The organism is Ventrimonas faecis (assembly GCF_040096075.1).
Classification (GTDB): domain Bacteria; phylum Bacillota; class Clostridia; order Lachnospirales; family Lachnospiraceae; genus Brotaphodocola; species Brotaphodocola faecis.
Genome location: NZ_JBBMFJ010000024.1, coordinates 48,699 through 62,170, shown reverse-complemented (window position 1 = coordinate 62,170; position 13,472 = coordinate 48,699). Strand labels below are relative to the sequence as shown.

The 13,472-nt window shown below is 51.8% G+C and carries 10 protein-coding genes; 8 read left to right on the top strand and 2 right to left on the bottom strand.

Annotated features, from left to right (window positions below):
• Window positions 1–75: 75 nt before the first annotated feature.
• Complete coding sequence (gene sstT / locus WMO41_RS11530; protein WP_349229873.1) at window positions 76–1,299, bottom strand: serine/threonine transporter SstT; 1,224 nt, start codon at window positions 1,297–1,299, stop codon at window positions 76–78.
• A 254-nt stretch (window positions 1,300–1,553) separates the two neighbouring features.
• On the opposite strand from sstT, the gene WMO41_RS11525 reads away from it, so the two are divergent.
• From WMO41_RS11525 to rsmH, 4 genes are all read left to right on the top strand, one after another.
• The gene (locus WMO41_RS11525; protein WP_349229872.1) at window positions 1,554–2,243 is read left to right on the top strand and encodes a TIGR00266 family protein; all 690 of its coding nucleotides are present in this window, start codon (window positions 1,554–1,556) and stop codon (window positions 2,241–2,243) included.
• A 445-nt stretch (window positions 2,244–2,688) separates the two neighbouring features.
• Window positions 2,689–3,915: a tyrosine--tRNA ligase gene (gene tyrS, locus WMO41_RS11520; protein WP_349229871.1), complete on the top strand. Its 1,227-nt coding sequence runs from the start codon at window positions 2,689–2,691 to the stop codon at window positions 3,913–3,915.
• Window positions 3,916–4,057: 142 nt separating this feature from the next.
• Window positions 4,058–5,938 (top strand): DNA helicase RecQ, encoded by a 1,881-nt coding sequence (gene recQ / locus WMO41_RS11515; RefSeq protein ID WP_349229870.1) that lies wholly within the window; start codon window positions 4,058–4,060, stop codon window positions 5,936–5,938.
• Between the two features lie 99 nt (window positions 5,939–6,037).
• Complete coding sequence (gene rsmH / locus WMO41_RS11510) at window positions 6,038–7,132, top strand: 16S rRNA (cytosine(1402)-N(4))-methyltransferase RsmH (RefSeq protein ID WP_349229869.1); 1,095 nt, start codon at window positions 6,038–6,040, stop codon at window positions 7,130–7,132.
• Window positions 7,133–7,142: 10 nt separating this feature from the next.
• Here rsmH and WMO41_RS11505 read toward each other — a convergent pair whose 3' ends face one another.
• Window positions 7,143–8,273, bottom strand: coding sequence for a DUF362 domain-containing protein (locus WMO41_RS11505; RefSeq protein WP_349229868.1), 1,131 nt, complete (start codon window positions 8,271–8,273; stop codon window positions 7,143–7,145).
• Window positions 8,274–8,519: 246 nt separating this feature from the next.
• Here WMO41_RS11505 and WMO41_RS11500 point away from each other — a divergent pair, with 246 nt between their 5' ends.
• From WMO41_RS11500 to WMO41_RS11485, 4 genes are all read left to right on the top strand, one after another.
• Window positions 8,520–9,776: an AfsR/SARP family transcriptional regulator gene (locus tag WMO41_RS11500; RefSeq protein WP_349229867.1), complete on the top strand. Its 1,257-nt coding sequence runs from the start codon at window positions 8,520–8,522 to the stop codon at window positions 9,774–9,776.
• A gap of 306 nt (window positions 9,777–10,082) precedes the next feature.
• Window positions 10,083–10,748: a hypothetical protein gene (locus WMO41_RS11495; protein WP_349229866.1), complete on the top strand. Its 666-nt coding sequence runs from the start codon at window positions 10,083–10,085 to the stop codon at window positions 10,746–10,748.
• A gap of 132 nt (window positions 10,749–10,880) precedes the next feature.
• On the top strand, window positions 10,881–12,533 hold the full coding sequence (locus WMO41_RS11490) for a DUF3298 and DUF4163 domain-containing protein (protein WP_349229865.1): 1,653 nt from the start codon (window positions 10,881–10,883) through the stop codon (window positions 12,531–12,533).
• Between the two features lie 63 nt (window positions 12,534–12,596).
• Window positions 12,597–13,412 carry a histidinol-phosphatase gene (locus WMO41_RS11485; RefSeq protein ID WP_349229864.1) on the top strand — a complete coding sequence of 272 codons (816 nt, stop codon included), beginning with the start codon at window positions 12,597–12,599 and terminating at the stop codon, window positions 13,410–13,412.
• Window positions 13,413–13,472: the final 60 nt, after the last annotated feature.

Genomic DNA, 13,472 nt, shown 5'->3' with positions numbered 1-13,472 from the left:
ATCGGTCTGCAGGCGCGTAGGTAATGGAAGCCACTACCTTTTTTGTGCCTGAGACCGATTGTTTCCGATACTATTTTAAAATTTAATCTCTTTCCCTTCCAGCCTCCACTGTCTGAACTCCGCGGATGCGGACAGCAGCAGGTCGGAGGAGGAATTCAGGGCGGTTTCTACGGAATCCTGGATGACTCCGATGATGAAGCCAACGCCGACTACCTGCATGGCAATGTCATTCGGAATACCGAACAGGGAACATGCCATCGGGATGAGCAGCAGGGAACCACCGGCTACACCGGATGCGCCGCAGGCAGACAGAGCAGCCAGGACACTTAAGATGATGGCACTCGGGATATCTACGGAAATGCCAAGGGTGTGGGCGGTTGCCAGTGTCATAACGGTGATGGTAATAGCCGCGCCGTCCATGTTGATGGTTGCGCCAAGCGGGATGGTAACGGAGTAGGTATCCTTATCCAGGCCCATTTCCTTGCAGGCTTCCATGTTGATCGGGATGTTCGCCGCGGAGCTTCTGGTGAAGAACGCGGTGATGGCGCTTTTCTTTAAGCATTTAAAGATCAGCGGATACGGATTTTTGTGGATGCACCAGAACACCAGGATCGGGTTGGTTACAAAGTAAATGAACAGCATGGAGCCGACCAGTACAGCCAGCAGTTTTCCGTATTCGGTGAAAATGGAAAGGCCGTTTTCCGAAACGGTGCTGAATACCAGACCCATGATACCAAACGGAGCGAAGCTGATGATCCAGGTGACTACTTTTGCCAGACCAGTGGAAATCTCATCAAACATGGTCTTGGTCGTTTCGCTGGCACCGCGCAGGCCAATGCCGAACAGCACAGCCCATACCAGAACGCCGATGTAATTGGCACTTACAATAGACTGAACCGGGTTGCTTACCATATTCAGAAGCAGGGAGCTTAATACCTCCACAATGCCTTCCGGAGCAGCCAGGTCGGATGCGCCCTCAGTCAGCGTCAGGGTGATGGGGAACATCATGCTGGCAATTACCGCAATGACAGCAGCCAGGAAGGTACTGAACATATACAGAACAATAACGGTACGAATGACGCCGCCGTGGCTCTTACCGGAGTGACACAGAGAACTGATGACCAGGAAGAATACCAGAAGCGGAGCAATCGCTTTTAACGCGCCTACAAAAACGCTGCCGAGGATGGCAATGCCGGAAAACTGCGGAACCGCAACACCCAGGATAGCGCCGATGATCAGGCCGGCAACAATCCGCTTTACAAGACTGATGCCGCACCAGGTTTCAAAAAGCTTTTTCATAATCTTTCCTCTTTCCTTTGCAATGGATTCGCGGGCGAAAGCCCGAAGAGCATTATACACAATTTGCATAAGAAATACAAATGTTTTTTTTATGCGGACATTTCGAGCAAAATGTCGTTGAGGTACTGTAGATGGACCGATATTTTCGGAACGGTAACTCGTTGGTATCACAGGAAAAAGAAAGAAAATTGTAATAGGATATCCTGTTTTTTTGTGATATTCTTTAATCAGAAAATAAATATGGAGGGATTGCAATGAAATATCAGATTATTGGAAGCACCATGCCGGCAGTGGAGATTTTATTTGAGCAGAGCGGAGAGAGCATGTACACCCAGTCCGGCGGCATGGCCTGGATGACCGAAGGTATCGATATGTCCACGAATGCCCGCGGCGGACTCATGAAGGGAATCGGACGCATGTTTGCCGGTGAGTCCCTGTTTGTGGCTACGTATCGCGCGCAGCAGCCGGGAACTATGATCGCGTTTGCCTCCACCGTTGCAGGCAACATTCTTCCGGTGGATGTAGGAGCAACCGGAGGACTCATTTGCCAGAAGGATGCATTTCTTTGCGCACAGGAGAGTGTAAACTTAAATGTAACATTTACAAAAAAATTGTCCGCGGGTCTGTTTGGCGGAGAAGGCTTCATTTTGGAAGAACTGAGTGGAAGCGGCATGGCCTTTCTGGAAATTGATGGTGACAAGGTTGTAAAGACCCTGCAGCCGGGGGAGGTTCTGAAAGTAGACACCGGAAATGTCGTAGCATTTGAAAAGACCGTTCAGTACGAAATCGAGACTGTAAAAGGCCTTGGAAACATTGTTTTCGGCGGAGAAGGACTTTTCCTTACCAAACTGACCGGACCAGGTAAAGTTGTGCTCCAGACCCAGAATATTGCTGAGTTTGCAGGCCGTCTTTCCCGCTATATTCCGACCAGCTCCTCGAAGTAATTGCGGGCGGCACTTGACATTTTGCCGTAACCCCTTTATAATGCGGTATATTAGCACGTAAGTAATTACGCATATACTCAAGGCATGGAAGGGAACAAGTAACAGTTCGAGGTACCGCACAGAAAGCAGCCGGCAGATGAGAGGCGCGCGGGAACCGCACTGCGAATACATCCTGGAGCCGCGCACCGAACGGACGATTACATGGGGTTTCAGTAGGCTGCGCCGGATCACAGCATCCGTTATCAGGCTGGAACAAAGGTGGCATGCAGCCCGGCAGGTTTCTGCCGAAGGCTGACAGGTTTTCTCTTTGTTCGCTGAGACAGGCAGTGCAAGCTGTTTGTGAAGTAAGGTGGTAACACGAGAACGTCCCTCGTCCTTTCTGGCTCCGGCCAGGAGGACGAGTTTTTTTTACCGCAAAAGCAAGAATCGAAAAGGAGAACTCATTATGAACTGTTACGAAGAGCTGGTAGCCCGTGGCCTCATTGCCCAGGTTACAAACGAAGAAGAAATCAAAAAAATGGTAAACGAAGGAAAGGCAACCTTCTACATCGGTTTTGACCCGACCGCAGACAGCCTGCACGTTGGCCACTTCATGGCCCTGTGCCTGATGAAACGTCTGCAGATGGCAGGCAACAAGCCGATCGCCCTCATCGGCGGCGGTACCGGTATGATCGGTGATCCGTCCGGACGTACCGACATGAGAAAGATGATGACCCCGGAGATGATCCAGCACAACTGTGACTGCTTCAAGCAGCAGATGAGCCGTTTCATCGACTTTTCCGATGGCAAGGCCCTCATGGTTAATAACGCAGAATGGCTGTTAAAGTTAAATTACGTAGAGCTGCTGCGTGAGGTTGGCGCATGCTTCTCCGTTAACAACATGCTGCGCGCAGAGTGCTACAAGCAGCGCATGGAGAAGGGCTTAAGCTTCCTGGAGTTTAACTATATGATCATGCAGAGCTACGATTTCTATATGTTATACCAGAAGTACGGCTGCAACATGCAGTTCGGCGGCGATGACCAGTGGAGCAACATGTTAGGCGGTACCGAGCTCATTCGCCGTAAGTTGGGCAAGGACGCGCATGCCATGACCATCACCCTGCTGTTAAACTCCGAGGGCAAGAAGATGGGCAAGACCCAGTCCGGCGCTGTATGGTTAGACCCGAACAAGACCACTCCGTTCGAGTTCTACCAGTACTGGAGAAACGTGGCAGATGCCGATGTCTTAAAGTGCCTGCGCATGCTGACCTTCCTGCCGCTTGAGCAGATCGACGAGATGGACAAGTGGGAAGGCAGTCAGTTAAATACCGCAAAAGAGATCCTGGCCTACGAGCTGACCAAGCTGGTTCACGGCGAGGAAGAGGCAGAGAAGGCACAGACCGCAGCCCGCGCGCTGTTCAGCGGCCAGGGCAGCCTGGAGAATATGCCGTGCCATAACTTAACCGATGAGGACTTCACCGATGGCAGCATCGACATTCTGGCAGTCCTGCAGAAATCCGGCCTGGCTCCGACCCGTTCCGAGGCAAGAAGAAACGTAGAGCAGGGCGGTGTATCCGTAAACGGCGAGCCGGTTAAAGATATCAAGGCATCCTACACCAAGGCAGATTTTGCCGGTGATGGCATGGTTGTAAAACGTGGTAAGAAGAAATTCATGAAGGTAACTGCTGAGTAAAGAAAGGAAAAGGGGCTGTCGCAAAATTGTCCCAGACACGTTCCCATATCGTTGTTCGAGATGCGCGCAACCGGATATGTGGAACGTTCCTGGTCCGGTTTTGCGACAGCCCTTTCCTATATATATTATATATGAGGATTCTATGACAACATTTACAGATAAATATCAGGTGCTAAAGCAGGTTTTCGGTTACGACAGTTTCCGGCCCGGCCAGGAGCACCTGATCGATGCCATCCTTGCGGGAAAGGATGTGCTTGGCATCATGCCGACCGGTGCGGGAAAATCCATCGTGTACCAGGTCCCGGCCCTTTTGTTTCCGGGCATCACCCTGGTGATCTCGCCCCTCATCTCCCTGATGAAAGACCAGGTGGAGGGTTTAAACCAGGCCGGTGTCCATGCGGCTTATTTAAACAGCTCCCTGACCCAGAACCAGTATTTTAAGGCGCTGGATTTCGCGAGGGCAGGGCGTTATCCCATCATCTACGTGGCACCGGAGCGGCTTTTGACCGACAGCTTCCTCTCCTTCGCCCTGAACGCAAACATCTCCATGGTGGCGGTGGATGAGGCGCACTGCGTCTCCCAGTGGGGACAGGATTTCCGTCCCAGCTATCTGAAAATTACGGAATTCATTGACCGGCTGCCGGTGCGCCCGGTGGTCAGTGCCTTTACCGCAACCGCCACCAAAGAGGTGCGGGATGATATCATCGACATTTTACAACTGCGGGAACCATCTGTGGAGACCACCGGCTTTGACCGGAAAAACTTATACTTTGGGGTCATGACGCCAAAGGACCGTTATGGGGCCATTCACCATTATCTGGAAACTCATCCGGGGGAGAGCGGCATCATCTACTGCCTGACCCGCAAAAACGTAGAAGAAATTTGTGAGCGTCTGCGGGCAGATGGCTTTGCGGCAACCCGGTATCACGCGGGCTTAAGCGATGCGGAGCGGCGGCAGAACCAGGATGATTTCCTGTATGACCGCTCCCCTATTATGGTAGCCAGCAACGCCTTTGGCATGGGCATTGACAAATCCAACGTGCGGTTTGTGCTGCACTGCGGTATGCCGAAAAACCTGGAATCCTACTATCAGGAGGCCGGAAGAGCCGGGCGTGACGGGGAACCGGCGGAGTGCATCCTCTACTACAGCGGCCAGGATGTCATCACCAATCAGTTTTTCATTGAAAACAGTCAGGAAAACCAGGAACTCGATCCGTACACGGCGCAGATTGTAAAAGAGCGGGACCGCGACCGGCTGCGGAAGATGACCTATTACTGTTATACCAATGAATGCTTGCGGGAGTATATCCTCAGGTATTTCGGAGAATACGGTTCTTCCTGTTATTGTGGCAACTGCCAGAACTGCCTGACCCAGTATGAGGAGGTGGATGTGACCGAGTATGCCATTGGCCTCATTGGCTGTGTGGCGGCCTGCAGACAGCGCTATGGCGTAAATGTGGTTCTGGATACCCTGCGGGGCGCAAAGACGGCGAAGATCCGCCAGTACCATATGGACGAACTGCCCCAGTATGGCCAGTTCGCAAAGGTTCCTGCTTACCGCATGCGCCAGATACTGAACTATCTGCTGATGCATGATTACTTAAGCGTAACCGATGACACCTACGCCATCCTGCAGCTGACGGCAAAGTCCGCGCAGCTTCTGGATCCGGAACAGCAGGCAGAGCACGGCCTGCTCATTATGAAAATGGCAAAGGAGCAGGACAAGGCACCGAAGGAATCTGCCGATACCAAAGGCAAAAAGAAGAAACTCAAAACCGCGGCTTCCGTGGTGCTTACAGAGGAAGAAGAAGCCCTGTTTGAGGCACTGCGCGGTTTGCGCACCGAGATTGCGAGAGAAGAGAGCGTGCCGCCTTACATTGTATTTTCTGACAAGACTCTGGTGCTCATGTGCCGTCTGCGTCCGAAGAATAAGACGGAAATGCTGGAGGTATCCGGTGTAGGAGAGCACAAGTTTGAGAAGTACGGAGAACGATTCCTGTGGCGGATTGCAGAGCATGTGTGAGCAGCAAGGACAGAGAAGTGCGCGAAGCAGGAAAAACGGACGTTCACACGTTGTGCAAACAGTAACGGAAACGATGGAAAGGAGTCATCTATAATATATATGGAAGAAAAAAATCAGAACAGAAATCAGAATCTGGATGTGAACCCGGAGCAGCAGACACCCCACAAGCGCCGTGTCCGCTACAAAGGAACTCATCCGAGAAGATTTGAAGAGAAATACAAGGAATTGAACCCGGAAAAATATGCGGACACCATTGAGCATGTCATTCAGAAGGGCGGCACACCGGCGGGCATGCACATCTCCATTATGGTAAAGGAAATTCTGGATTTTCTGCAGATCAAGCCGGGACAGAAAGGCCTGGATGCCACGCTGGGCTACGGCGGTCACACCCGTGCCATGTTAGAGCAGCTGCATGGCGAGGGCCACATTTACGGCCTGGACGTGGATCCGATTGAGTCGGTGAAGACGAAAAAGCGACTGGAGGATCTGGGGTTTGGCGAGGACATCATGACCGTGCGGCAGATGAACTTTGCCGACATCGACCAGATTGCAGAGGAGGTTGGCCCGTTCGACTTTATTCTGGCCGACCTTGGCGTGTCCTCCATGCAGATCGATAACCCGGAGCGTGGTTTTTCCTACAAATTTGACGGCCCGCTGGACCTGCGCTTAAATCCGCAGGCAGGCATCTCCGCAGCAGAGCGCCTGAAAGAAGTCGACCGGGAAGAACTGGCCGGTATGCTGGTGGAAAATTCCGATGAGCCATATGCGGAGGAGATTGCCCGCTGCATCACCGGAGCCATTCGCCGTGGCGAAAAGGTAGACACCACCACGAAAGTGCGGGAGCTGATTGAGCAGGCCCTTAGCTTTATTCCGGAAAAAGAGCGGAAAGAAGCCGTGAAAAAAGCATGCGCAAGAACCTTTCAGGCCTTGCGCATTGATGTGAACAGTGAATTTGAGGTACTTTACGCCTTCCTCGACAAGCTGCCCCACGTGCTGGCACCAGGCGGCCGCGTGGCCATCCTCACCTTCCATTCCGGCGAAGACCGTATGGTGAAGAAATCCTTCAAGCAATATCAGAAGGCAGGACTCTACTCCGAAATCGCAGACGATGTCATCCGCCCGTCTGCCGAGGAATGCGTCCGCAACAGCCGTGCAAGGTCTACAAAACTGCGGTGGGCCGTGCGCGCAAAATAAAAATTGTACTTTACATCCGGATCAGTTCATAATCCCGGCTTCCCAGTCCAATCTTTTCTGCGTGATCAAGGCAGGATTTCCACTCGGATTCCGGGGTAGAGTTGGTGAAGTGGTCGTGGTGGTCGTGAAAGTCCGGGTCTGCCAGATGTTTAGCCAGCTGGCTTCCCGGCATAGGCTGTGCGGCCATGCAGGCATCGACGCAGGCCTGATCCAGTGCCAGCGGATCGAAGGAAGCGAACATGCCGATATTTGGCAGAATCGGTACATCATTCTCACCGTGACAGTCACAGTTCGGGGAAACATCCACGATCAGGGAAATGTGGAAGTTCGGGCGTCCGTCTACCACAGCCTTGGTGTACTCCGCCATGCGGCAGTTTAACAGCGCGTTGGCATTGTTGTTATCGAAGATGATGGCATCAAAGTTGCAGGCACCCAGGCAGCGTCCGCAGCCAACACAGTTGTCCTGGTTCACGTGCATTTTCCGGGTTGCTTCATCGAATACCAGGCCGCCGTTGGCGCATTCCTTCTGACAGCGTCTGCAGCCGCGGCACATGCTTTCCTCAATGTGCGGCTTGCCGCTGCAGTGCTGCTCGGTTTTTCCGGCGCGGGAGCCGCAGCCCATACCAATGTTTTTGATGGTACCGCCAAAGCCGGTCATCTCATGGCCCTTAAAATGAGTCAGGCTGATGAAAACATCGGCATCCATAATGGCACGGCCGATCTTTGCGGCCTTGACATACTCGCCGCCGTTTACCGGCACTTCTATATCATCGGTTCCCTTTAAGCCGTCTCCGATGATGACCGGACAGCCGACGGAAAGCGGGGTAAAGCCATTCTCCCAGGCACACTCCAGATGCTCCAGGGCATTCTTTCTACTGCCCGGATACATGGTGTTGCAGTCCGTCAGGAACGGCTTTCCACCCAGCTCCTTTACCACATCGGCAACCGCTTTGGCGTAGTTCGGGCGAAGATAGCTGATGTTGCCCAGCTCACCGAAATGCATCTTGATGGCAACAAATTTACCGTCCATGTCCAGATCAGCAATGCCGGCCTTTTTGATGAGTTTTTTCAGCTTGGTGGGCAGGCTGTCACCAAACGCAATCGTGTGAAAATCGGTAAAATATACTTTAGATTTTTCCATGGTATGTAACTCTCCTTCTATCATAATAGTAATCCTGAGGATTTCTGAGAGGTATTTTATAATAACTGAGAAAAAATATCAATGAGCTTTTGCGGATTATTCCGAATCATTTAGAAAACTATCTGGCTATCTGGCAAATTTTTTACATTTTGATTGATTTTTGTCATGGAAACGTGTACTATAAAAAAGACAAAGATATAAGTAAATAGTGACAGGCAGTTTGAAGAAGGTTACTGTTGGCCGCACATGGGAACAGTAACAGGAAAAGGACAGGTGGCTTGCGTGGAAGGACAGACAGAAATGAAACCAGATAAGATTTATATTCAGATGCTTGGAAACTTTAGTATGGTGTATCAGGGAAAGCAGATTCAGCTTGGAAAATGGCTGAGCGCGAAGATGATCCATCTGCTCCTGCTTTTAATCTGCAGCAGGGAAGAGGGGGTCAGCCGTGAGGAACTGATCCGCCGGCTCTATGATGCCGACGAAACGGACAATCAGGCGAGCAATTCCCTGCGCGCCATGATTTTCCGGCTGCGCCGCAGTATTCAGGAATCGGGACTGCCGGAGGGAGAGTACATCTCCACAAAGGGCGGCCGCTACACCTGGACCAACCAGCCGCTGGAAACAGAACTGGATGTAGAAACATTTCAGAAGCTCGTCAAGGCAGCCTTTGAGGAGGTAGATCCAAAGCTTCGCGCGGATCTGTTAAAAACTGCCTGTCGCTTCTATGGCGGAGACTTCATGCCGGATATGGTGTCAGACGAGTGGGTAGGAAAGACGAGCTGGCGCTACCGGGAACTGTATATGCGCAGCCTGCGGGAGCTGAGCCGCCAGCTGAAAAAGCAGAAACGGTATGAGGAGCTTTTGAAAGAATGCGAGCGGGTACTGGCTAATTATCCGCTGGAAGAATGGCAGAGAATGAAAATGGAATGCCTCATTTCCATGAAGCGTTACCGGGAAGCGGCAGCGTATTATGAGGCGCTGGAGCAGGAAGCCAGACAGACCTGCAGCCCGTTCATGTCCGGAGAACTGAAAGAAAAATATCTGAAGGCAAAGCATATGATCCAGTACGAGTCCGCTGACCTGGATCAGATTCAGGCCGATCTGGCCCGCGAGCCGGAACAAAAAGGCGCGGTATCCTGTGAGTATCTGGAGTTTGCGGATATTTACCGGTATCTGAACCGGGTATTTGCCCGCGAAGGCATCACATCACAGCTGCTCCTTCTAACACTGGCCGATGAAAACGGAGTGGCCCCAGAGTCATCTACGGAGCTGGAAAGTGCCCGTTCCGCTGTAGAATATGCCATTCGAAAAACACTCACCCGTTCGGATCTCTGCACCCGCTACGGCAACAATCAGTATCTGGTGCTGTTAAGCAGCCCGGAACTGCGAAATGGAAAGAAAGTCCAAAACAGCATGCGGAAATATTACGAAGAAGCCAGCCGCAACGCACAGATTCAGCTGAAATGCGAACAAAGTGCGGTGAAGCTGGAAGACAAGTAGACCAGCGGAAAAACAAAGCAGAATAAACCAGGAGCGACATGTCCTTGTGGGAAATGTTGCTCCTGGTTTTGCTTTGGAGAAAAAGTAAAGAACATCAGTGTGTAATTGAAAAATACGAAGTCTGAACCGGTAATAAATCCTTAAGAGAAACGTTCGCAATAATCAATGGTAATTAAGAACTCTCTCTGGTATACTGTGGGTGTGTGAAGGAAGCAGTTGGATCCTGTAACCAAAACGATGCGGCGGGGAATATGCTATGGCACATGTTCACGCCGGACCACGATTACAGACAAGGAGATAGAATTTATGAGCAGAAAAAATAATAAAACCATTACCGCCATTGGCATGGCAGCGTTTATGACTGCGACGGGAGTTCTGACCGCCATGGCGGCTCAGTCCCCGACCATTGTAGCCGGAAGCGGCATGAGCCAGAGCGGAGCAGCGGGCCCGGGCGTGCAGAGCCCGGAGGCGCAGGAGCAGGCACCCATCTGGGGAACCATCATCAGTGTGGACAACGGAAGCATCGACATGGAGTGTCCGTCCGGCAACGTGTTTGAGGGCGAGGTCATTGTGAATATTTCCGGAGATACCCTGATTCTGGACGGTGAGAACGGTTATCCGGTTGAGGCAAAGGATCTGCAGGCGGGCGAGACGGTGTATGCCTACATCGGACCGGCCATGACCATGAGCCTGCCGCCGCAGACGAACGGAGAAGTCATCATCGGCAAGATTCCGGCAGACGCAAAGGCACCGGAGTATATTACCGCAAAGTCCATGACCGCAAACGCAGATGGAAGCTGGACTCTGGTTTCCACAGCAGGCACCGAATATGCGGTTTCTGCGGACTGCCGCATCATGCCGTATCTGACCAGACAGATTGTTTCTCTGGAAGATGTGGAACAGGGCAGCAACCTGCTGGTATGGAGCAATGACCAGAATCAGGCGCAGAAGCTGGTGCTGTTTGCGCGATAGCATTTCAGTCAGAATGGCCAAATGCGCGGTCGGTCTGACATAACAAATGGGAATGTCCTGTTCGCAAAAAGGGATTGCGGCAGGGCATTTTCTGCATCATTACAATTCAGATGATATGGGGAGGAATGGATTATGAGAAAACAGAATGGGAAAGCCATAAGATATACAGCAGCATTGCTTGTCACGGCAGCAGCCTGCATGGCTGGTGGCTGCGGGAAAAAAGCGGTCAGTGTGGAGACGGTTTCGGGGGCTGAGAATGGATCAGAACAGGAAGTTACCATTTCGGAAACGGAAACTGACAGCAAACCGGAAAGCGGGAGCGAAGCGGATGCGCAGAAAGAAAAGTCTGCGGCTCTGCCTCTGGAGATTACCACAGAGTTTGACAATGACTGGCAGGACAATCACAGCCTGCTCAGCACAAAAACTTCCCAGGTTCACATTCTGGATGAAACCCATGCGGCGCTGCAAAAAGCACTGGATGCCCTGAACCAGAAGAATCTGGACAGTCAGAAATCCTTTATGGCGGATAATCAGGCCGACGCAAGGCAGATGTATCAGGATGAGCCGGAGATGATGGAGAACAATGGTTGGGAGTCAGAGCTTACCCTGACAGCAGTCCGGGCAGATGAAAACGTTCTCTGTATGATGCAGACGGATTACAGCTGGCTCGGAGGCGCGCATCCGAATACCTATATCACCGGAATCACTTACGATACGCAGACGGGACAGGAACTTTCCCTGAAAGACATTGCTAAAGATTATGATGGCATTTACGATTACGTTCTCCAAAAGCTGGCGGAGGAGAATGATCCGAATATGTTTTTTGAGGGTTACGAGGATACGGTAAAAGCCATGTTCTACGGCGGGGATGCTGACTACGGCCAGGTACAGTGGTTCCTAACAAACGATGGCGTGACCATCTGGTTTAATCAGTATGACATCGCGCCGTATGCGGCAGGCCCGGTTACTGTGGAAATTCCGTTTGAAAAACAGGGGGCTTTGTTTGAAAAGCAGTATGAAACCGCGAAAACCTCCTATGTGAAGGAACTTCCGGAATATGGAACGGTCGAAGCGGATGTAAATGGAGACGGAAAAAAGGAAGCCACCAGCTATGAGGTAGCGCGGGATGAGTACGGAACCGGTGGTGCCATTACGGTGACCTGCGGAGCTGTTTCCTTCAGCACCGCATCCCTGATCGATCAGGATTATGGTGCCAGCGGCGGCTATTCCTCAGAGGGTTATGTGATCCATACGGAAGATGGAAAGACGTATCTGTATTTGCAGCATCAGTCGGATAATGACAGCCATTACATCAATGTCTTTGACCTAACCACCGGAACACCATCCTATGTGGGCTTTACCGGAAGCAGCTGGTCCGGATCTCCGATTACCGACCCGGACAGCTTCCTTTTGTGGAACCGCCTGGATGTGCTGGGAACCTACAGTGCCTATAAGGAGTACCATGTAGGCGCAGATGGCATGCCAGAGACCGATGACACGCTGTTTCGCCTTGGCGCTATGAGCCACGAAAATCCGATCACACTGGTGTCCACCCGGGATCTGGAGGTGACTGTTCTGGAATCCGGCTCGGAAAAGCAGGAAACCATGCCGGCCGGCACTTCCTTCATGATTACCGCAACCGATGGCGAAAGCTTTGTGGAGGCGAACCTGAGTGACGGACGTATCTGCCGCATTCCGGTAACCAAAGACGCGGATGGCTGGGAGTGGAAAATTCATGGTGTCAGCGAGTATGACTGTTTTGAGCAGCTGTATTATGCGGGGTAATCCATTTTAGAAGAAAGGACGTGACTGTGAAGGTACTGAACAGTTACGAAAGGACGAAATTTTATGAAGCAACGCGCAGATTTTCATACACACACAACCTACTGTGACGGAAAGAGCACGCCCCGTCAGATGGTGGAGGCGGCATACCGCATGGGCCTGACCGATCTTGGCATTTCCGGTCACGCAGATTTTTCTATGTACGAGCCGGGATTCGGCATGTCGGATGACACACTGGCGGCTTATAAGCAGGAACTGGAAGCGCTCCGGGAAGAATATGCCGGAAAACTCAATATCTACATTGGAATCGAACTGGATACGCTGGGACTGGTGCAACAGGCGGAATATGCCATCGGCTCCACCCACAGCATCTTAAAGGCCGGGCAGCTGGTCACGGTGGATGACACGGAGGAAAAGCTGGTGCAGGCGGTGGAAACACTCTGGAACGGTGACTGGTATGCCATGGCACAGGATTATTTTGAACTGGAGGCCACAGTGTACGATAAACTCCACTGTGACTGGGTCGGCCATTTTGACCTGCTCACCAAGTTCAACGAAGGTTATAAGCACTTTGATGAGACAAAGGACGCCTACCTGGAACCGGCGCTGGCTGCCATGAAAAAGCTGCATGGTCAGGGACTTCCCTTCGAGATCAACACCGGTGCCATGTCCCGCGGCTACCGCACCGCGCCATACCCGAACCCGATTCTGTTGCGGGAGTTACACGCCATGGGCGGCCGCATTATGATCAACTCCGACAGCCACAGCGCGGACACCATTGCCTACGCTTTCGACCAGGCACAGAAAATTGCGTATGAATGCGGTTTTCGGAAAACAACAGTGCTGACTCCAAATGGTTTTCAGGAGATTTCGTTAGAATAAAAATTTCTATAAAATAAAAACCGGGAGTGGATTCCAGCTGGAATCTGCTCCCGATTTTTT